16 protein-coding genes, 2 tRNA genes and 1 rRNA gene (1 of these 19 running past the window's edge) are annotated in these 20,811 nt (G+C 49.5%); 6 read left to right on the top strand and 13 right to left on the bottom strand.

Annotation, left to right across the window (positions count from 1 at the left end; genetic code table 11):
* The 3 genes from Pan241w_RS08925 to Pan241w_RS08915 all read right to left on the bottom strand — a co-directional run.
* Positions 1–605, bottom strand: a 23S ribosomal RNA gene (locus tag Pan241w_RS08925); it reaches 2,286 nt to the left of the window's first position.
* Positions 606–1,215: 610 nt separating this feature from the next.
* Positions 1,216–1,288: transfer RNA gene (locus Pan241w_RS08920), tRNA-Ala, on the bottom strand.
* Between the two features lie 92 nt (positions 1,289–1,380).
* A tRNA-Ile gene (locus Pan241w_RS08915) sits at positions 1,381–1,454 on the bottom strand.
* A gap of 245 nt (positions 1,455–1,699) precedes the next feature.
* On the opposite strand from Pan241w_RS08915, the gene Pan241w_RS08910 reads away from it, so the two are divergent.
* From Pan241w_RS08910 to Pan241w_RS08900, 3 genes are all read left to right on the top strand, one after another.
* Positions 1,700–2,083: a hypothetical protein gene (locus Pan241w_RS08910; RefSeq protein WP_145213996.1), complete on the top strand. Its 384-nt coding sequence runs from the start codon at positions 1,700–1,702 to the stop codon at positions 2,081–2,083.
* A gap of 79 nt (positions 2,084–2,162) precedes the next feature.
* Positions 2,163–2,465, top strand: a complete 303-nt coding sequence (locus Pan241w_RS08905; RefSeq protein WP_145213993.1) for a hypothetical protein — start codon at positions 2,163–2,165, stop codon at positions 2,463–2,465.
* Positions 2,466–2,633: 168 nt separating this feature from the next.
* Positions 2,634–4,856: an acetylxylan esterase gene (locus tag Pan241w_RS08900; protein ID WP_145213991.1), complete on the top strand. Its 2,223-nt coding sequence runs from the start codon at positions 2,634–2,636 to the stop codon at positions 4,854–4,856.
* Positions 4,857–4,870: 14 nt separating this feature from the next.
* Here the strand turns inward: Pan241w_RS08900 and Pan241w_RS08895 are convergent, their stop codons facing one another.
* Positions 4,871–5,815, bottom strand: a complete 945-nt coding sequence (locus Pan241w_RS08895; RefSeq protein WP_145213988.1) for a polysaccharide deacetylase family protein — start codon at positions 5,813–5,815, stop codon at positions 4,871–4,873.
* A gap of 197 nt (positions 5,816–6,012) precedes the next feature.
* Between Pan241w_RS08895 and Pan241w_RS08890 the strand changes: the two genes are divergently transcribed.
* Positions 6,013–7,548: a sialate O-acetylesterase gene (locus Pan241w_RS08890; RefSeq protein ID WP_390621019.1), complete on the top strand. Its 1,536-nt coding sequence runs from the start codon at positions 6,013–6,015 to the stop codon at positions 7,546–7,548.
* 681 nt (positions 7,549–8,229) lie between these two features.
* Here the strand turns inward: Pan241w_RS08890 and corA are convergent.
* From corA to Pan241w_RS08845, 9 genes are all read right to left on the bottom strand, one after another.
* Positions 8,230–9,312 (bottom strand): magnesium/cobalt transporter CorA, encoded by a 1,083-nt coding sequence (gene corA, locus Pan241w_RS08885; RefSeq protein WP_145213982.1) that lies wholly within the window; start codon positions 9,310–9,312, stop codon positions 8,230–8,232.
* A 165-nt stretch (positions 9,313–9,477) separates the two neighbouring features.
* Positions 9,478–11,037, bottom strand: a complete 1,560-nt coding sequence (locus tag Pan241w_RS08880; protein ID WP_145213979.1) for a carbon-nitrogen hydrolase family protein — start codon at positions 11,035–11,037, stop codon at positions 9,478–9,480.
* A 182-nt stretch (positions 11,038–11,219) separates the two neighbouring features.
* On the bottom strand, positions 11,220–11,663 hold the full coding sequence (locus Pan241w_RS08875) for a hypothetical protein (RefSeq protein WP_145213976.1): 444 nt from the start codon (positions 11,661–11,663) through the stop codon (positions 11,220–11,222).
* Between the two features lie 50 nt (positions 11,664–11,713).
* Positions 11,714–12,631, bottom strand: a complete 918-nt coding sequence (locus Pan241w_RS08870; protein ID WP_145213973.1) for a hypothetical protein — start codon at positions 12,629–12,631, stop codon at positions 11,714–11,716.
* Between the two features lie 791 nt (positions 12,632–13,422).
* Positions 13,423–14,571, bottom strand: coding sequence for a succinylglutamate desuccinylase/aspartoacylase family protein (locus Pan241w_RS08865; RefSeq protein ID WP_232107392.1), 1,149 nt, complete (start codon positions 14,569–14,571; stop codon positions 13,423–13,425).
* A gap of 23 nt (positions 14,572–14,594) precedes the next feature.
* Positions 14,595–15,815 (bottom strand): RimK family alpha-L-glutamate ligase, encoded by a 1,221-nt coding sequence (locus Pan241w_RS08860; protein ID WP_145213970.1) that lies wholly within the window; start codon positions 15,813–15,815, stop codon positions 14,595–14,597.
* Positions 15,816–15,856: 41 nt separating this feature from the next.
* On the bottom strand, positions 15,857–16,348 hold the full coding sequence (locus tag Pan241w_RS08855; protein WP_145213967.1) for an ATP-dependent zinc protease family protein: 492 nt from the start codon (positions 16,346–16,348) through the stop codon (positions 15,857–15,859).
* Between the two features lie 190 nt (positions 16,349–16,538).
* A complete protein-coding gene (locus Pan241w_RS08850; protein WP_145213964.1) occupies positions 16,539–16,868 on the bottom strand; it encodes a YqcC family protein in 330 nt (109 codons plus the stop codon).
* A 112-nt stretch (positions 16,869–16,980) separates the two neighbouring features.
* A complete protein-coding gene (locus Pan241w_RS08845; RefSeq protein ID WP_145213961.1) occupies positions 16,981–17,721 on the bottom strand; it encodes a PDZ domain-containing protein in 741 nt (246 codons plus the stop codon).
* Positions 17,722–18,023: 302 nt separating this feature from the next.
* On the opposite strand from Pan241w_RS08845, the gene Pan241w_RS08840 reads away from it, so the two are divergent.
* Positions 18,024–18,962 (top strand): N-carbamoyl-D-amino-acid hydrolase, encoded by a 939-nt coding sequence (locus tag Pan241w_RS08840; RefSeq protein WP_145213958.1) that lies wholly within the window; start codon positions 18,024–18,026, stop codon positions 18,960–18,962.
* Between the two features lie 148 nt (positions 18,963–19,110).
* Positions 19,111–20,790, top strand: coding sequence for an arylsulfatase (locus tag Pan241w_RS08835; RefSeq protein ID WP_198000420.1), 1,680 nt, complete (start codon positions 19,111–19,113; stop codon positions 20,788–20,790).
* Positions 20,791–20,811: the final 21 nt, after the last annotated feature.

Raw genomic sequence — 20,811 nt, 5'->3', positions numbered from 1 at the left:
GATCATTATGCAAAAGGCACGCCGTCACACGTATCCGAAGATAATCGTGCTCCGACAGCTTGTAAGCGTATGGTTTCAGGTTCTTTCCCTCCCCTAACAGGGGTTCTTTTCATCTTTCGGTCACCCTACTTTTCACTATCGGTCATCAGAGAATACTTAGCCTTAGGAGATGGACCTCCCAGATTCAATCCGGATTCCACGTGGCCGGACCTACTCGGGTACTTGTCGGAAGTCTGTTCACTTTCGAATACGGGACTGTCACCCTCTATGGTTTCGCTTTCCAACGAATTCTTCTAACAAACAGTTTTGTAACTCCACAATGACAAGCCCCACAACCCCGCCGTGCCGAAGCAAGACGGTTTAGGCTAGATTCGCTTTCGCTCGCCGCTACTTACGAAGTCGCTGTTGCTTTCCTTTCCTGCGGTTACTGAGATGTTTCAGTTCACCGCGTGTGCCTCATATGCCTATGTATTCAGCATATGATAATTCAGGAACCTCGGGATCAACGCTCGTTTGACAACTTCCCCAAGATTATCGCAGTCTTCCACGCCCTTCATCGCCATCTGATGCCAAGACATCCCCCATACGCCCTTAGTAGCTTAGCCGTAATAATTTTTATCTCACACAAAGTCACATTGACCCGTGGGAGCCAAAAACATTACAACCCGATTTCAATTCACAAGGTCTTGCATAACAACCTTGCACTTGAATCGATTTGCCTAAGAACAAAATCTCGGTAGCAATACCATTCCGAAGAATAAGCATTGCAACTTGAGAACTCTATCGTTTATAGATGCCACTTATTACTTTTACCAAATTGTCAAAGATCGTTGTCCCCCTGGGTTATCCCCAGAGAAAAACAGCCAACCAAAATCAGCTGAATCAGAGCCAGCAATGCTGAAGCTGATTCAATCGACTTAAGTCAGCTGAGAGAGTAATCTTATTGTCGCCTCTCAGAAAGTCAACCGTCCGAGAAACAAATTTGAAAACTTTTTTCAAAACCTCTCAAATAACTTTTTGCCACAAACTCTTTTGTGACAACCACTTGCCCCTAACAACTTTTGTTAACAACAAATGAAGGAGCGGGATCTTAACCAGTCAGAAACCACTCGTCAACCCAGGGGGAAAAAATTCCCTGGAAGTTTTCCAGAAAGTTCGAAGGTCTGATTTAACAACCTCTTAAAGGTTCAAACCCAGTCACTGACTGAAACACAATGGAGACGACCGGGATCGAACCGGCAACCTCCGCCTTGCAAGGGCGGCGCTCTCCCAGTTGAGCTACGTCCCCTAACAGATGCCAACAATACTATTGCCGGCGAATCTCACTTGTGCAACCAAAAAGTGGAAAACAAACGAGATTCCTCTTAGAGAGTAAAAAAATGGGCGTACGTGGATTCGAACCACGGACCTCAGCTTTATCAGAGCTGCGCTCTAACCAACTGAGCTATACGCCCCAATAAGAGGACGCGTATTCTGTCTTCTTATGTTCTTGCTGTAAAGTCTCTTTCGGCAGTACTTTTACAAAAAATTACATTTTCTTCACAGGAACCTGACACACACCATTTTGATTAAGTTCGCAGCCTCAAAAGCAAATTTTCAAGAGAAACCATCCAACACATTCGCAGATCCAGGCGTAATATCATCCAGAAGCGTTTTACTGAATGCTGAATACGCATTATTTCGGATAAGAATTCCAACCATGATCAGCCATCTGATTAAAATCTGTTTATCGCTTATGTTGGCAGCCAGCCTGATGGTTCCCCGAACCTGGTGCTGTGCCGACTCCGGACAGACTACCCCGAAACCGAATGCCACTCAGCATAGTTGTTGCTCCCCGCAATCGGCTCAGCAAACTCAATCATCTGAACCGCTGGTGCCTGTTCACAATTGCTCCTGCTGTGCAGCCAAAGTCATCGCGAATGTCGCAAAGACGACCAAAGTCGATCCCAACCAGACGTCTCTGCACCAGATCGATGTCACACCGGAATTGATTCCGCCGGGAAATGAAACCTCGCTTTCTTACCAGGGCTCTCTGCCCCGTTCTCGACCTTTGCATTTACTGCATTGCGTGTGGACCTGCTGATTCGCTGAAATTGCTTATTTCGATTTCAACGATCAATCAGTTTAAAAACACTTATAATATCCACACGAGGAGAAAATCCATGTTTACAAAAGTGATTACCGCAACCCTGTTATCTGTTGGCCTGGGAATGTCAGCGACAGCAAGCTCACAATCCGGCAGCCAAAACTGCTGCGATCTCAACCTGAAATGCTGTGAAGCCGGCCAGGCATGCTGTCAAACAGCAGCCAAGCCGGACTGCTGCGAGCAGGGCAGAGAATGTTGTGAGCAAGCCCTGGAATGCTGCACAGCAGAGAAAGAATGCTGCGACACCTCCCGTTCCTGTTGTGAAACGGGCGGTTCCTGCTGCAGTGCAGAGTCGGCTGAACTCAGCCAGAAAACCTAACACCTCCTGAAAAGACAGAGCGTATCTGTCTAAAGAAAAGATCCCTCGCTGGTCGTTTTACCAGCGAGGGTTTCTTTTTTGAAATTGAATTTGAGATTCGAGCCAGGACGCTTTACGATAACTCATCTATCAGTCCTGTTTGATCCTTCTCAAATCAAGAGGTCCACTGTGAAATCTTTGTCTGCGTTTCGCTACTGTATTTCACTGTTCCCGCTTCTTCTCTGCTGCAGACTGCTTTCTGCTTCGGAACCAATCCCCCAGGAACTACGACCCTGGTTGAACGGTCAAAACTGGCATCGGGATACTCAAGGTCCCATTCTCGAACTGGGAAATCCGGGCGAGTTTGACGATACGCATCTGTTTGCGCCAAGTGTCAGTTATGAAGACGGTCAATTTTCGCTCTGGTATTGCGGGTCCCGGGGAACCGTCAAACAGCGTATTTTTCAAATGGGGCTGGCACACAGTCCGGATGGAATTCGCTTTCAAAAACAGCAACAAAACCCGGTTTTTCAGTTTGGCGATGCGAAACATTCCATACTGACCCCCACCCTGCTCCGCACGCCTGATGGCGCCACATTGCGAGAAAACAATCAGTTGCGAATGTGGTTCTCCTCCACGGATTTCCAAGACCCAACCGGACTACACCAGCTTCATGAAACAACGAGTTCGGATGGCATCCACTGGTCAAAACCGAGCCCCGCAGAACTGAAACATGTCTATGCCCCCACGATTTTGAAAACCGGCCGCACTTATCAGATGTGGTTTACCGATGTCTCAAAAGATCCCTGGTGCATCAAACATGCTTCGAGTCTGGATGGCAAAAAATGGCGAGTGACCCCTGATCCGGTTTTAGAAATCGATCAAACGTGGGAAGCAGGACGCCTGTTTTACCCCACCGTACTGAAAATTAATGACGTCTATCTAATGTGGTATGGGAGCTACTGGAAAGCGCGAAAGAACACGACAGCCCTGGGCTTTGCCGCCAGCATCGATGGCTTGAAGTGGTATAAATCAGCCGCGAATCCGATTTTTAAGCCAGATCCCGACCGCCCCTGGGAATCACACTATGTCACCAGCCAATCGGTCATGCGACTTCCCGATCACAGTTTTCGCATCTGGTATGCCAGCCGAAAACAGCCCCCGTTCGTCAATAAGTATTTTGCCATCAACACAGCCCACTGGAGCGGCCCGCAGGTAGAAAAAGTAGCGACACCGCAGCAGAAACCCGCCAAATTTACGAGTTGGAAAACACAAACCAGACAAAAATTGAGCCAACTGCTGGGAATTCCGGATACCAAAGTCGCTCTCCAGAGCGAAAAACGAGGTGAATTTGAACACGAAGGCACGGTCATTGAAAAATGGATTTTCACCAGCGAACCAGGCTCGCGCGTTCCCGCGGTGCTCTATCGCCCCAAAACCCTGACCAAGCCAGCCCCCGCCATCGTGCTGACTTATGGTCACGGGGGCAGCAAAAGCCAATGGCAATACAATTACGCCGCCCAGGCTTATGCGAAGGCGGGGCTCGTTTGCCTGGCCATCGATCCGATTGGTGAGGAAGAACGCCACCTTCAAGGCAAGCTGGGCACGCGGGCTCACGATCCGAAAGCCGTGCATGAGCGAGCCTGGAACGCCGGTCGCCCAATCATGGGCAAACTGGTGTTTGATACGATGCGGGGCATCGATTTCTTATTGGAACGCGATGATGTCGATCCTGAAAAAATCGGTGTCGCCGGAAATTCTCTGGGCGGAGCGGTTGCCAGCTGGATGGCGGCGCTGGAACCCCGCATCAAACTGGCCATTGTTTCCGGTTGGGCCTATCACAATGTCACACTCCGCAGCAAATATTGCACGAAAGTCCCGAATCAGCGAATGCGGGAAATCTGCACTTGGCCCGAGTTCCTCTCCCTGGCCGCTCCCCACTGTGCCGTCCTGGTCATGAACGGCGATGCCGACTGGATTATCGATTCCGACGATGATGGCGCTGCCTGGCGCGGAACGCGATCGGCCGTGTCCGATGCAGCAAACGTCTATCAAACACAGGGCGCAGCCGGTAGGGTCCAGGCCTGGTTCGAAGCGAAAGGGGGGCATCGACCTTATATGAGTCACCCCGATGCCCTGCTCTGGATTCAACAACACCTGGGCACTCCCCTGCTGACCAAGCAGGAAATCCAGAAATTACCCACCGTCAATTCGGGCCGCTGGTGTGATGCACATCAGATTCGACTCGAACGTCTATACGGAACGGACCTGCATCAACGGGGTGCAACACTGGCTGATTTTAAGCTTTCTCCGCTGAGCCCAACTAAGCTGGCGTGCCTGAAACCGGAAGAACGAGGCACACCCGCTTTTACTCTGGAAGGCTGGCTCCAGCAAATCGAACAGACGGATTGACTTCGGATCAACGATTATTCCGCTGCTGCAACTTTCTCCCGTGCCATGTCATGGAATTGTTTCCAGGTGATGACTTCAATTCCCAGGTCATCTATCTCTTTCATGACTTTCGGATCGGTAAACACGCGACGGTCGCCATCCCGACGAGAGGAGCTGTTAGTAATGTTCTGCAGTTCTTGATTGTGAATCCCGCAATGAATGATGATCTGCGTCACCCCGGGCTTCAGGCTCCGCAGCGTCTCCAGATAGGTATTTTTTCGTTTGTCATAATCCGGTTCTCCATAAAACTGAACCAGATCATCCAGCACGGGCAACCCGTTTTTCTCCAGAACGACTTTCAGTTCTTTCCCCTTCTCGGCGATCAGGCCATATTTTTTCGGATCCAGATTCGCCACAAATAGAACCGGCAGTTGATATTCGATCCCCAGATTCACATACATCTCGAGTAAATCCGGACGACTGACGACGGCCCCCATGTGCGTATCCAGATGCGACAGGGGAACTCCAAACTTTTTCGCACGCTCAATCTGGGCACGCAGCTCTTTCTCTGCATCTTTGACATTCACATGCTGCATGACCTGCCCCACATTGTCCCAGAGATAGTTTTCCTGATCGATCAGGCTGGGAACCTGATCCCGCGAGGCGACCGGGCCCCAGCGATAATTTTTCCATTCGGAATTCAATGTCAGGTGAATTCCATAATCCAGTTTGGGATTATTCTTCGCAAAATCAGCGAATTCTTTAAACCAGGGACAGGGAACCATAATGCTGGCTGAAGAGACGACCCCTTTTTTCATCCCTTCAATCGTTCCCAGATTCACCGAATGCGACATGCCTGCGTCGTCTGCGTGAATAATTACATACCGTTTCCCGGCCTCTTTTTTACTTTCTGCCTGAACAGATGGGAAAGCGAACAAACAGATCACAAGAGACAGAATCAGCGAGAATGGTCGTTTCATGTATCACCGTACCAATTTAGAAGAAATGAAAAGAAGATTTGATGCAACGATTTGAAAGGAATCGCTTGAAAAATGAACCCGCTCAGATCAAGCTATAGCAGGACACTCTGGTCGATACCTTTTCACTATTTTACTCATCCTGCAAGGAACAACAAATGAATTGTACTTCCGCGAAGCCGCTTGCAGCAATTTTGCTCATGCTGGTTACCCTGAATGCCTTTAATGTAAACCAGGCGCAAGCCGAAATCAAACTTCCCGCCATAATTGGCGATAATATGGTCCTGCAACAGGGCCAGAAAAACCCGCTCTGGGGTTGGGCTGAGCCAGGCGAGAAGATCACCGTCACGGTAGACGGCCAGTCTCACACTGCCACCGCCGACGACAAAGGAAAATGGAAAGTCACCCTGGATCCCCTGAAAGTAGGTGGTCCTTATGAGATTACCATCAAAGGTAAAGACGCCGTGACACTGAAAAATGTGCTTTCCGGCGAAGTCTGGATCTGCTCCGGTCAGTCGAACATGGCCTGGACGGTGCGATCTTCAAATGATTCCGATCTGGAAATCATGACTGCCAACTACCCGAAAATCCGATTGATATCGGTACCTCAGGTCGGCACCCAGGAACCTCAGGACAATTTCAATGGGAAATGGGAACCCTGTACTCCCGAGACCGTCGCCAATTTTTCCGCCGTCGGCTACTTCTTTGGGCGTCAGTTATACAAGACATTAAACGTTCCCATCGGCTTGATTGACAATGCCTGGGGCGGTTCTTCCGCCGAAGCCTGGGTCAATCGGAAACGCCTGGAAGACGAACCAGCGTTCAAGCAAATGATGGAACGCTGGGAACAGACGGAAAAGACATACGATCACGAAAAAGTAGTCGCCGCCTATAACAAACGACTGGATCAGTGGAAAACCGCGGCCAAGAAAGCCAAAGCAGCCGGTAAACCAGCCCCACGTCGTCCCCGTGGACCACGAAACCCGCTGACCGGCAATCACCGCCCTTCCAACATTTATAACGGCGTACTTTATCCCACCATTGGATATGGTATTAAAGGTGTGATCTGGTACCAGGGAGAATCCAATGCCAGCCGCGCTTATCAATATCGAAAACTGTTCCCGTTCATGATCCAGAACTGGCGTGATGAATGGAATCAGGGCGATTTCCCCTTCTACTGGGTCCAGCTGGCCGACTTCCGCAGTGAGAAGCCAGTACCTGCAGACAGCGACTGGGCTGAGCTGCGTGAAGCACAGACGATGACCATGGACGCACTTCCCAATACAGGTGAAGCCGTGATCCTGAATCTGGGCGAAGCCATGGACATTCACCCCAAGAATAAGCTCGACGTCGCCAAACGCCTGGCACGCTGGGCGCTCGCCAAAGATTATGGAGTGAAGATCGTCCATCAAAGCCCACGCTACAAATCGATGGAAGTCAAAGGCAACAAAGCCATCCTGACTTTCGATCATGTGGGTGGCGGACTGGATTTATTTGACGTCAACACACCGATTGGCTTTACCATCGCCGGTGAAGACAAAAAGTTCGTAAACGCCAGTGCCAAAATCATTGGTGCGAATAAAATCGAAGTCTGGAGCGATGAAGTGGCGAAACCCGCATCCGTCCGTTACGGCTGGGCTGACAATCCCATCTGCAACGTGCAGAACAAAGAGGGTCTGCCTCTGACTCCATTCCGTACCGACGACTGGACCGGCATTACCGCCAATAATCACTAAATTCATTTGTGAATTTGATCAAACAAAAACGCCTTGGGGAACGCAGTTCTCCGAGGCGTTTTTTGTCAGAGAAACCTGCGTGTGCCACCGTTCGGCTTGTCCGACGGTGCCGTTTCAATATCAGTGAAACATGTCCAACTTGTATTATGGCAGATTATTCTGGTAATTCTTGATTGGGGAATTTATTGGTTAGGAATGAGTGAATTGCCAGCACTGTTGGGCAAGCCAACAGTGGCACCCCACGTGTGATCTGGTGCTGAATTTTGCTTCCACGAAATGCATGTAATTACACGAAAAAACAGCTGGTTTTGTAGCCCCGAATGCAATTTGGGGTTGTTGAAAACAATAGGAAACTGTGAGAGAAAGTGTGCGATGAAACTGACTCTTTCTCCCGTGTGTATTAATTCCAGGAACCGCGATTTTTCTAAATTGGAAGCATTAGTTTCCTACCGTCAGGTAGCGTTTCTTAATTCGAATGCCTCTTTGTAAATGGGAGGAACCAGGGCTAACGCCCTTCGGCTAATAAGTCATTCCGGCTGGCAAAGTACCTAAAAACAAAATCAGCCGCACGGTGTTAGCCGTGGTTTAAACCGAACTGGGTTAAGTTGCGATCTTGGGAATCACATTCAAAATCAATAAATAAACTACCTAGCGCCGTTCCGCTCACATAATTGATACCGGTCACAGCCACTTCTTCTTTTTGAAGTAGATCAGCAAGACTGTCGGCAGTGCGATGAAGACTCCCCAGATCGCAGGGTAACCCCACTGCCATTTCAGTTCGGGCATATTCTCAAAATTCATCCCGTAAATCCCGGCGATAAAGCTGAGTGGTATGAAAATGGATGCGAAGACCGTCAGGAGCTTCATGATCTCGTTCATTTTATTACTGACACTCGAAACATAAATATCCAGCAAACTCGCCAGCATATCGCGATACGAGTCTGTGCTTTCTGTGATTCGGAGCACGTGGTCGTAAACATCCCTGAAATAGATTTGCGTTTTTTCGCCAATCAATTTGGTATCACTGCGTAAGATGGACGACAACAGTTCCCGCAGTGGTGCCACAGAGCGTCTGACATCTATCAACTCCCGTTTAAGACGCTGGATTCCGATCAGGGTGTCTGCAGTCGGGTTAGTTAATAATTCCTCTTCGATTGCATCAATCGATTCATCCATCGAATCCAGCAGCACAAAATTCTGATCGACGATCGAATCCAGAATAGCATACGCCAGATAATCCGGCCCCATACTACGAACACGGCCATTGCTGGTTCGGATCCGCTGAATCAAAGGCAGAAACAGTTCGTCTTTCTTTTCTTTAAACGTGAACACAAAATCTTCGAGTACCAGGATACTGATCTGCTCATAGATCACAGAAAAACCGCCATGATCTGAATTCTCATCCGGCTTGAGTGACAGGCCTTTAAGCACAATGTAGAGATAGTCGTCGTACTCTTCGAATTTGGGACGTTGATGTGTATTGAGGATATCCTCCAGCACTAAGGGGTGGATGTCGAAATACTGGCCGATCAGTTCGACAATTTCGACCTCTTTTAGTCCCTCCAGACAAACCCAGGTAATCGATTCTTTTTCTCTGAATTTCAAGAGCTCTTCTACCGTCTCAACGACTGGCTCTTCCAGATCATCCCGACCGTAATCGATCACGGAAATCCGAGAGTCTTCTTCCTGAACATTACCAATATGAATTAATGAACCGGGAGGCATCCCCGCCTTTTTTGAAGCGCCGCTATAAGAGTCGATCATGGATCTTTGCCTGTCCCTCTGCTTGTTCCCATTCAGTCTCGCGCTGAAAATCGGCGTTGATCAACGGAGGTTCCCAGCGTAATACAAAACGAACGACGAAGTCAGACCGATTTTAAGGGATAACGAAAACTTCTGCGAGACCAAGCTCAGCGACTTCATCAATCGCTAAACCTCAAACGATTTCCCGTCTTCCTGGTACACCACACGGTACAGTTCGCGACGGCGGTCATGCCAGTTTTGCACACTGCCCCCTTCACGATGACGGCGCAGTTGTTCAAAGTCCAGGTCGTGAATGATGACGGTTTCGACGTTCGGATTGCACTCAGCCGCCACTGCATCGCGGGCAAACTCGACATCGGCGGGGGTAAAGATACCGGACTGGGCATAGTGGATATCGGCATTTTCGACGAAAGGCAGGTTGCCCGTACATCCTGAAATCGCGACGTACAGATGATTTTCGATACAACGTGCCTGCGCACAGTGCCGGACACGCAGGTAACCGTGGCGGGTGTCTGTATTGAAAGGCACAAACACAATTTGCGCCCCCTTTTGAGCGGCAATGCGGGTCAGCTCGGGAAACTCGATGTCATAACAGATTTGAATCGCGATCCTGCCACAATCGGTATCGAAGACTTCTACACGCTCGCCAGAACTCACCCCCCACCACTTGCGTTCGCTGGGAGTGATATGAATTTTATACTGTTTACCAATCGTACCATCCCGCCCAAACAGATAGGAAATATTATACAGTGTGTCATGCTCGACGACGAACTGAGAACCGCCAATCACGTTCACATTATATTTGACCGCCATCTCAGTAAAGAAATCGAGGAATTGCGGCGTGAACTCCGCCAGTCTGCGGGCCGCCTGACCTGGTCGAGTGGGCTCGACACAGGAGAGCAGCTGTGTGGTGAACAGTTCCGGAAACAGGATAAAATCGCACTTGTAATCCGAGGCGGTGTCGAGAAAGAACTCGCATTGCTGGGCGAACTCGTCAAAGTTTTTCACCGAACGCATCTGATACTGAACGACGCAGATGCGAATCTGTTCCACCGTATGATGAAACCGGCGTTTGGCCCCGCGCACGTAATCCAGATTCGCCCATTCCAGATAGGTCGCATATCCACAGGATGCGGTGTCGGACGGCAAGTAATTGGGAATCAGCCCCTGGACCGAAAATCCATTGGCCAACTGAGCCGTCAACACCTGGTCGTAGAGCGCTTTCTCAACCACTTTCTCGATGTATTCCCGTGCCGAAAGGGCATCCGCGTGTTGATGATATCCCGGAATGCGTCCAGCGATAATCATCTGCCCCAGATTCTTCTGGCGGCAGACTTCTTTGCGGGCATCATATAAGCGTCGCGAGAGCTTCATCCCCCGAAATTCGGGATGGACCATGATCTCAATCCCGTAGAGCGTATCGCCCTTTGGGTTATGGTTGCGAATAAAACCGTCGTCGGCGACCGCTTTCCAGTTATGCCATTCCAGACTGGGATCGAATTCCAGAATCAAACTCGAGGATGAGGCCGCCAGACGCCCCTCAATTTCGACGCACAATTGCCCTTCGGGGAAAATCGCCAACTGGCTTTCGATATGCTCGCGCCCCCAGGTCGGCATGCCCGGGAAACAGAGCTGCTCCATTTCGACCAGCGCGTCGAAATCATCGATGGTGAGTGGACGAACTTTGATTTTCCATTCAAACTGCTTCAGATCAAGCGGTTCCATACGGAATCCTTTTCAAACAAACGACCGGGGATCAAATTCTGGCGTATTATTGGCACCCGCACCCGTTTTGACTAGCCCTGTGAATTTGATTTGGAGTACAGATTCCGTTTTTTTTCAGCCCTCTATCTGTACTTTCTCCTAAGAGAAATTTTCTAGAGGGTTCAACTCGAGACTTCTGCAATTTAAGACAGAAAGTCGGCGTCGCTTAACTGTTCCTGAAACAGCGGCTGGGTATGTTTGTCAAACAGAATGAGCAGAGACCAGATTCCCAATGCAGTCCCCCACGGCATACAGAGGCAGCTCATCGCCGAGCCAACGATGCAGAAGGTCTGGTGCTTTTTTCGGTAGAGATTGATCCCGGTCGCCAACATAACCCCGCCAAACACCAGCAACATTACTCCCATAATGCCATACATGAGAGGCAGCGTTCCTTGCATTTGTTCAAACATCTCCCGGGGATGGAGAACCTCTTCCTGATGCGGAAAATCCATATTCATCACCGATTGCATCATCGTGTAATGAATGGGAATAAAGAGTAAACCCAGGAGACAGAGGCCCGAGGATGCCATAAACAGCACGCTGACCACCTTCAATTGTTTTTCAAGCTTCTCGGTTTCAAGAGACATCAGCATAGGCCTGGATCACAGAAGAAGTAATGCGCATCGGACCATTGATCTTAGAGTATCAGTCTCAAGAGAGCAATCAGGGTATTCCATACAGCCCAGTCCTTCGTCACTTCAGGCTCGGTCACTTCCAGCTCGGGACGCCGGGCGACCAGCGGTCGCTCTGTCGGATTCTGATAACCGGACAGATCCGGCTCATCCCATTCCAGGGGATTCATTTCAATATGGGAATAGGTGTAGACGGTGCTCTGATTTTCCCCGGGATGAATATATTGGACCGCCTTCAATCGCCAAGGCCTCTTTTCGAGATAAAGTTTGAATTCGCTAAAAAGAATTCTGTGATCCTTTTTTGAAGGCTTTCCGGCAATCCAGATGTGCGTTTCCGTCTCTTTGATCACTTTAAAATGACTATATTTCAGCCAATCATCGAATCGTGCCTGATTAGGCACACCGGGCAGAAACGGGGAAACTCCGTCCGCTGAGATTTCATAAAATAAATCTAGAAAGCCCCAGTCTTCGCCCTCTTTTCGCTTTGGCTGATTTGCATAAATCCATTCTTGAACTGTTTTTTCCTCGTCATAGAGGATCAACAACCGTGTTTTCAGCCAGAGATATTCTTCCGATTCCGAATCTTTGTATTCATAAGGCTTTCCCTCTGGCGTTTTTTTCAAAGATTCAACACCGGGCTTCTGAGCAGGGGGACCCATTCGCAGGAAACCATGGCGGGGACCGAAATAACCAAATTCACCGTCCGCATGTTTTTGTACGCGAAAGATATCGTCATACCAAATTCGGTGAAACTTGCCTCGGACAGAAGTGAAAGACAGATTCTCATCACTCCATTCACGCAAGACTTTAATAGCACGCTGTTTCGAGTCTATCCTCGACTCCGATTCGGATTCGGATTCGGCCCTGACTGATACACAAACCAGGCAACAGAGAACCGGCGGCAACAAACGACAGAACTTCATCAATTCACTCCTTTGTGATGAAAGACTTGAACTTTGTCTGGGGGCAAGGATGGTATCACTTAACCACGCGATCGTCAATTTTTTCCCGGAACAGGTAGTGGGGAACCGTGCCCTCGTGTGGTTCGTTCAGCGTCCGTATCAAAAAGGCATGATCCTAAACGCTTTCCACTCAGTGATATCCAATAAAATAGAGTGGTGCCGACAGTCAGGAAACCCGTTTGTAGCTGTTTCTCCCATCGGCTGCTTCCATTTCTGTTTTTGGAGGAGGAAACGTGCCTTATTCTGAGTCAGACATTCTGAATGAATCGATCAAGCCAATCCCGGCCTGGCAAGCAGGCATCAATTGCTGGACCAGGGAGTTTCCCCCATGCGGAACACCACATCGAATGCCCTTAAATCTTAGCGTGAACATCCTGAAAACACTTGAGAACGTCAATAATTGCGGTTTGATGCGTCATGAAAACGGGTGCTCATTCGGAACCAGTTTCGAGAGCGCCTCAAAAATCCTGCTGAAACCAGTGAGTTTTATAGTGCTGATTTTCACAGCGGAAGAAAACATCAGGAGAACATTGTGTTTGTCTCGCGCACGCGACGTTATCTCCGCATCTTCGAAAACGGCACGCGGGTGTCAAGACCTGAAAATTCGGAACGATTCTTCGCTTCCAAAAGAGACCACGGTGTCAAGAGAAATTCAGGACGGGTTGATGAATGTGTCCTCTGATCAGAGGGAACTGGGAAGAGATGACTCCAGCCAGGATGCGACTCAGGCTGACGAAGGCTTATCACAAAAGTTACTCGGCAGCAGCGGCTTCGTCGCGATGACCTGGGTCGTTTGGCTTATGTTTGTGGTGATGAATATCAGCCCCATCCGTCGGTTCGACAACAACCAGATTCGTGGAGAGTTCTTCCACCACTTGCCCTTCGAGTCCGTCTTCTTTCTTGCGAGCGCGGCGAATTTGAGATGGCTTGGTCCCTTTGGGGAGCATGCCCAGATTACAGATTGGCTCGCCGGGACTGATGGCAGGCAGCGTGGTCATCCCAATCACGACCGCATCAAAGGGGGAATAGAGCATACTGCGTTCACGGCCGAGCAACGTGGTATTCGTAGCAAGCGGTTGATCTTTTTCGATAATGTCTCCCGGCTTCACATGAAACTTGAGAAAGCCCCCCCGCTCTGCTCGGACCCAGGTCGACTTGTCAACGACGACTTGATAATCGGGACTTTGAGGTTCACCTTCCAGCATCTTCAGATCGCGAAGCACATTCCGCACACCACGTGCCGCGGATTCCACAATCCCCGGTTCCACCTTCCAGACTTCTCCCCCTTCCATGATGATTGTGGGACAGCCGCCAGAACATGCTTCACGCCGAAACGCACCGACGGGGCCTTTTCCATTCATAATGATTTCCGACCCAAAGGCTTCCGCCAGCCGTCGGACTTCCGGATTCGTCATATCACCGCGAACATTCGGATAATTGGTGCGACGTACCGAGGCGGTATGCAGGTCAATGCCGTAATCAGAGCGCGAGACAATTTCCTCAAAGATGATTCTTGCCATGCGACCGGCAAGACTCCCGGTGGCTGATCCGGGAAAGGAACGGTTCAAATCACGACGATCGGGAAGATAACGGGAGTGCCGATCAAAGGCGAGGATATTCAGAACCGGCACCAGAATGACTGAGCCTCTCAGCAGTTGAAAGTCATCGTCCTGGATCAGTTCACGAATCGCTCCGGTCCCGTTAATTTCGTCACCGTGCAGGGCTGCAGTAACGAACACAACGGGACCTTCTTCCTTTGCCCGACGGATGTGAATCGGAATCTTGACCGTCATACTACTATAGCTCTCGCTCACAGCCAATTTGACATCACGTGACTCACCAGCTGGAATTGATTCCCCATTCCATTGATCAATTGGCTTACGTTTGCGAGGTTTTGTCATAGTTACCGATATTTTTTCAGTTGTTATGAGTCGGTTGATCCAGTATGAACTTCGTCTGCAACAGGCAAGTCGGGAAGCCCCTGCACCTTCGGACGTCGTTTGCGCCGTGTTTTCGCCGGAATCAAATCGCGCATAAATTCTAGTTTTCCGAAACAAAGCAGACGATCATTCGATTCTAACAGCCGATCAGAACGTGGATTAGGGATCACGGTTGTCCCACGATATAACGTCAACACATTGATATCTTTGTCTCGTAGCCCGGACTCGTTGATTGCTTTGCCGACATAATCAGAGCCTTCGGGGATGTAAATTTCCGTGACTCCATATCCACGGCTGACTGTCAATCGCTGACGCAGATCGATCTCCGGAAAATCCACCTGCGCTGCAATATAATCGACAATGGCGCCGGCGATATCGAGCTGAGTACATTTCTCGATCCCCTCCAGACCTGGTGAGGAATTGACTTCCATAATTTGAGGTCCGTCTTTGGCCTCAAGCATATCGACTCCCGCAACCCGCAGCCCCATAATCTGAGCGGCTCGGACGGCTGTTTTGCAATAGGTTTCATCAAGTACGACCGGTTCAGTCAGACCGCCTCGATGCACATTGCTGCGGAACTCCTGCCCCTGCGCCACACGACGCATGGCAGCGACGACGCGGTCTCCGACCACAAACGCACGGATATCACGGCCTTTACTTTCGGCGACAAATTTCTGGATAAGAACGTTTTGCTTCTGGCTCTGCAGCATCTCGATAATTGCTTCTGCCGATTTCACCGATTCAGCAAGCAGCACGCCGATGCCTTGCGTCCCTTCCAACAGTTTGATCACAACCGGAGCGCCCCCCACACGTTCGATGGCGGGTAAGACATCCTTCTTGTCACGAACAAAAGTCGTTTGCGGAATGCCGATCTGGTGCCGACTGAAGATTTGCAGGCTGCGAAGTTTATCCCGTGAATTGGAAATCCCGGCGGACGAATTCGCACAGAACACATCCATCTGTTCGAACTGCCGCACAACGGCGGTACCAAAGTAGGTAATCGAGGCACCGATGCGAGGCAGCACTCCATCATAATCAGAGAGGGATTTCTGGTTGTAGTAAAGATCTGGCTCGGCTTGTTTCAGGTCGATCGCAAACTTCAGGGTATTCAGAACCTTGACCTTGAAGCCACGCTGTTCGGCCGCTTCGAACAATCGTCGCGTGCTGTAACATTTGGGACTGCAAGAGAGGATTGCCAGTTTCATAATATTCCTTATAGAGCCGACCGAACGGCGTTAGATAGAAACTACTTTTGCTTTGACCGCTTTACACGTAGTGGTTTACCACCGTAGTAGGAGACTCCTGCATCAACAAAAAAACGTTGCCGGAATGCTTCACGTCCTAACAGCATTCTGAAGCCCATTTCGTCACGATTCGCGAGCGTCAATTCCACTTCCCAGACGATGCCGAGCAGCTCAACATTGGTAATAATCACCGGTCTCATACTGGCCTTACCACTGGAACTGCGAACAGACCGATATTCGAACACGCGCGCCTCTGTCTCAATGACCTCATGCGTTTTCCGCTGCACAGGGTGAACCTTGAATCGAATCCACTCTTCCGCATCTCGCTCGAACTTATGCAAATCGTAGGCATGCAGAGACGACGACCGGGCTCCCGTGTCGACTTTCGCTTTGATTGTATGAATGCCCAAATCAGGGAGTTTTACCCATTCACGCCAGCCAATAACAGATAACTCAGCTTTTCGTTTGTGGACACTTTTTGATGATCTCGTCACGTTTGCAGCAAAGCCTCCTTTGTTTCTGTTCAACGCAATTTTATCTGAGTTGGTCCTGATTCGCTAGTTCTGACTGTCTTCAATTTGTTGATTCTATGCCTAAATTCAGGCCAAACCACTTAAAAAAGATATGAAAGAGGTAAGGCTTATGTCAATCAGGAAGCGCCTACAAATCATCCGTTGACTGCGACTACGAGTTCTCGACTAATTGATCGAATTGATTCAATAACATCAGTAATTGCTGCGCCTCTTCTACATAAGTATGATAATCATACTGCCTCAACGCCAAGAGCCCTACCTGACTCTTCTCAGGATACTCGCCTTTTCTGGCTGCTTTGCGGGCATTGGGTAAGAACACACACTGGAGCCACCACTCAAAAGAGGGCGCGTCCATGAAATTGGTCACTTCCGATTTCACTGGATCGTCGGTCCAAAACTCGATTCGCTTCATTTCTGCTTCGATTTCAGCTAGTTTTGCCAATACCTGTTTGTCTTTTTCCGACCTTGTATTCCCGGACATTTTGAAAGCCTTCCTTAATTTGAAAACTCCATCACAGCCATACAAAAAAACAGGCTATGCACGAAGAGAGCATAGCCTGTTGCGTCTGATTATTGTTACGACGGAAACGTCTTTAGTTATTCAGGCTTGAGCCGAAATCCATCGGAGTAGACGGATCCAGCTTGGGAGCGTACTCATAGGGAGCCGCATACTGATATTTCAATGGTGCTTTGGGATTGACGAGATATTCATCATCGTTTCCAAAATTGGACGCTGAAGGATAGTGAGGCGTAAAAGCTCGCGAGGGGTTCCCCGTAGCAGGTGCATTGATCCGTTCTGACCAACCCAACTTGACATCGACGGTACTGACAGCACCATTCTCACCGACCTGGATAACGGACAATTTCACATCCTGACCTGGTTGCGCTTTCGCGAGCAGTGCGTTTAACTGACGTACTGAAGCCAGACGATGTTTTCCAAACGAGAGGATGATGTCGTATTTCATCAACCCTGCATTATCTGCAGGAGACCCTGGTGCCACGTGCATAATGACAACGCCGTATCCGGGATTGCCATTGATGTCTGTTCCGACTCCGGTCCACCAGTCGGGAGCACCATTCGTCAAATGAGCCGCCAAAGGTCCGGAAGCATCGGTTCCAACGATGCCTAAAGTTGCCTTGTAATACTTCGAATAGTGCTGATTTAAGCGCGCTTTATGTGCTTCGCTCATCAAGGCAGCATACTTCTGACGGGCCGTTGAAGTGGTTTTATTGTTGACGGACCCTTCTTGAGCCTGTGATTCATAATTCACGACCAAAAAGAGTGTGAGAAGACAAAGCAAGCCCTTGCTCGATATAGACTTCTGCAATTTCATCTTAGTAACCCTTTATCTCAAAATATGTACAAGACACATGAAAATTCTACTTGCTGCGTCTCTCAAATCGAGGACAAACATTGTTGCCACACTCAACGCATTTACCCTATCCTAGCTCACACATACACCTTGTCAAACACGGAAACGGAAATATGATGATTAATTGCAACATGAAAGATTGTGCTATTTCCATGATCACCGCCACTTTCCATCGCTTGCCGAAACTGAGATCATAAACAGGATGCTGTTAGAACTGTTGCTGCAAGATAGACCGATCCAGGTCGTAGAAAGTCCAAACTCACATGAGTAGATCGATCATGATTGCGGTCGCCCAAATGGGACCGATTTCTCTGAATCAAACAAGACAGGAAGTCGTCGAACGATTAATCGGACTGCTGCGTGAGGCTGCCCGTCAGGATTGTGAGCTGGTCCTATTTCCTGAATGCTGTCTTACTCCGTTTTTTCCACACTGGTTCATTGAAGATCAACGCGAGATTGACCAGTATTTCGAACGCGAAATGCCGAGCCCTGTCACAAAGCCATTGTTTGAGGAAGCGCGGAAACTCAAAATCGGCTTCTGTCTTGGCTTCGCAGAAATCGTTGAAAACCGGGGAGAAACCCGCCGCTATAATTCCTCACTCCTGGTGGAACGCGATGGTCAAATTGTTGGCAAGCACCGAAAGATTCATCTGCCAGGTCACGTTGAACACCGACCACAGAATCCATTTCAGAATCTGGAAAAACGCTACTTTGATGTCGGCAATCTTGGTTTTCAAGTCTGGAATGCTTTTGGTGGTGTCGTCGGTATGTGTATTTGCAATGACCGCCGTTGGGCAGAAACGTATCGAGTGCTCGGACTGCAAGGCGTGGAACTCGTATTACTCGGCTACAATACGCCCATGCAGATTCCGGAATATCCCGACCTCAACCCGTTGGTCGGCTTTCATAATCAGCTCAGCATGCAGGCCGGCGCTTACCAGAACGGAACCTGGGTTTTGGGAGCGGCCAAAGCCGGCATTGAAGAGGGAGTCGAACAACTGGGAGAGAGTTGCATCATTGCGCCTTCGGGCGAAATTCGCGCCGTCGCAAAAACGAACGGCGATGAATTGATCGTCCATCACTGCGATCTGGATGAAACGATCCCCTATAAAGGGCTTCTCAATTTAGAGGTCAATCGCCAGGTCAAATATTACCAGTTGATCACACAAGAGCCGGAACTTGATTGTGACTCTGTCCTTTAGGTCTGCCTGACCCTGTTTAGAACTCTCATTCATAGTATCAAACTCTAATATATTCTATTTTTACTCTTTGCAATTGGATAAGATCAAAATACTCTCAGTAAAAAGAGAAATTGCACACCAGACTCCGTTCAACAGGAAAACGAACACCATGAACTCAACAATGCTGTCTCATCTGAAGATGAGATTCATCCTCTCGATTGCCGTTACCTTCGCTGGCTTAAATCATCTTCAAAATGCATGGTGTGCCGAAACCCAATCTCAGCGTCCTAACATCCTGCTGATCGTCGCCGACGATTTAGGCTATAGTGACCTGGGTTGCTTCGGCGGTGAAATTGAAACACCACAACTTGATTCGCTGGCTGCCAAGGGAGTCCGTTTAACTCAGTTTTATAATACAGGGCGCTGCTGCCCTTCCCGTGGTTCGATTATGACTGGACAATATCCTCATCGAATCGGACTCGGGCATATGACACGTAACCTCAACCAACGAGGCTATCAGGGACACATTGCCGATGAAGCCATCACCGTTGCACAAATTCTGCAGCAGGGTGGCTACCGAACCTTTCTCTCAGGGAAATGGCATCTGGGAACGGAAGACCCGACCAAGCTCGGCTTTGAAGAGTTTTACGGAACGCTGGTCAGTGCGAAAACGTTCTGGGATGTCGATCATTTCACAAGGCTGCCTGCCTCTCGGGCCACGCACACATATCCCAAAGGGGAGTTTTATGGAACCGACGCCGTCACCGATTATGCGATCGATTTCCTGCGGATGGGCAGGCGAACTCCAGATCAACCCTGGTTCCTGTACCTGGCCTATAATGCGCCGCACTTCCCATTGCATGCTCCCAAAGAGGATATTCTCAAATATGCAGACCGCTATCATGTCGGCTGGGATCAAATCCGAAAGCAAAGACTGGCGCGCATGAAAGAGTTGAAAATCGTTCCGCCGGAAACCAAACTTTCTCCCCGCTCTCGCTACTGGGACTGGGGGGAATCAGAGGCACGCGTGAACCCGGCCTGGGATTCATTACCGACCGACCGTCGGGGAGATTTGGCACGACGCATGGCCATTTTTGCCGCGATGGTTGATCGCATGGACCGGAATATTGGTCGTGTGCTTACCAGCCTGCGTCAAAACAACGAACTGGAAAACACGCTGATTATTTTCACTTCCGATAACGGCGCCTGTGCCGAGTGGGACCCGCATGGCTTCGACATCCGGTCCAGCCGGAATAATACATTGTACTGGGGAGATCAGCTCGACAAGATGGGAGGCCCGGACACACATCACAGCGTGGGATCGGGTTGGGCGAATGCATCGAATACTCCCTGGAGACTCTATAAACACTATAACCACGAAGGCGGGATTGCTTCGCCGGGCATTATTCACTGGCCCCGTCAGGTAAAACAAACGGGGACGCTTGTCTCAACACCCGCGCACATTATCGATATCGTGCCTACACTACTGGAGGTCTCAGAAGTCAGCTATCCCAAAAAATGGGACGGCCAGTCCACGCTGCCGCTACCTGGTAAGAGCCTGATCCCTCAAATCAATGGCAAGCAACAGACAGAACGCACCCTCTATTTTGAGCATCAGGGAAACCGGGCCATTCGCGAAGGACGCTGGAAACTTTCCGCGCTTCGTGGAGGCGACTGGGAACTTTATGATCTCTCACAAGACCGCACTGAGTTGAATGACCTGGCAGAGCAGCGACCCGAGCTCGTGAATCAACTGGCGCAGAAGTGGAATGTCTGGGCGAAAGAAAATTTTGTGCTCCCCTTCCCTAAAGATTACCGCATCGATTATCTGGCGCCACTCAAAGAGTAAAGCGAGAATCGCACTCGACTG

It is taken from the genome of Gimesia alba, assembly GCF_007744675.1.
Classification (GTDB): domain Bacteria; phylum Planctomycetota; class Planctomycetia; order Planctomycetales; family Planctomycetaceae; genus Gimesia; species Gimesia alba.
Note: the sequence above shows the minus strand (reverse complement) of the source record. Positions and strands in the feature narration are given on the sequence as shown.

Excerpts from the sequence above, each read along its gene's own strand:
- Pan241w_RS08880 (WP_145213979.1), bottom strand. The coding sequence starts at position 11,037 with ATGGAACCGCTTGATCTGAAGCAGTTTGAATGGAAAATCAAAGTTCGT.
- Pan241w_RS08875 (WP_145213976.1), bottom strand. The coding sequence starts at position 11,663 with ATGTCTCTTGAAACCGAGAAGCTTGAAAAACAATTGAAGGTGGTCAGC.
- Pan241w_RS08845 (WP_145213961.1), bottom strand. The coding sequence starts at position 17,721 with ATGAAATTGCAGAAGTCTATATCGAGCAAGGGCTTGCTTTGTCTTCTC.
- Pan241w_RS08890 (WP_390621019.1), top strand. The coding sequence starts at position 6,013 with ATGCTGGTTACCCTGAATGCCTTTAATGTAAACCAGGCGCAAGCCGAA.
- Pan241w_RS08840 (WP_145213958.1), top strand. The coding sequence starts at position 18,024 with ATGAGTAGATCGATCATGATTGCGGTCGCCCAAATGGGACCGATTTCT.
- Pan241w_RS08905 (WP_145213993.1), top strand. The coding sequence starts at position 2,163 with ATGTTTACAAAAGTGATTACCGCAACCCTGTTATCTGTTGGCCTGGGA.
- Pan241w_RS08910 (WP_145213996.1), top strand. The coding sequence starts at position 1,700 with ATGATCAGCCATCTGATTAAAATCTGTTTATCGCTTATGTTGGCAGCC.
- Pan241w_RS08835 (WP_198000420.1), top strand. The coding sequence starts at position 19,111 with ATGAACTCAACAATGCTGTCTCATCTGAAGATGAGATTCATCCTCTCG.
- corA (WP_145213982.1), bottom strand. The coding sequence starts at position 9,312 with ATGATCGACTCTTATAGCGGCGCTTCAAAAAAGGCGGGGATGCCTCCC.
- Pan241w_RS08865 (WP_232107392.1), bottom strand. The coding sequence starts at position 14,571 with ATGACAAAACCTCGCAAACGTAAGCCAATTGATCAATGGAATGGGGAA.
- Pan241w_RS08850 (WP_145213964.1), bottom strand. The coding sequence starts at position 16,868 with ATGTCCGGGAATACAAGGTCGGAAAAAGACAAACAGGTATTGGCAAAA.
- Pan241w_RS08895 (WP_145213988.1), bottom strand. The coding sequence starts at position 5,815 with ATGAAACGACCATTCTCGCTGATTCTGTCTCTTGTGATCTGTTTGTTC.
- Pan241w_RS08860 (WP_145213970.1), bottom strand. The coding sequence starts at position 15,815 with ATGAAACTGGCAATCCTCTCTTGCAGTCCCAAATGTTACAGCACGCGA.
- Pan241w_RS08870 (WP_145213973.1), bottom strand. The coding sequence starts at position 12,631 with ATGAAGTTCTGTCGTTTGTTGCCGCCGGTTCTCTGTTGCCTGGTTTGT.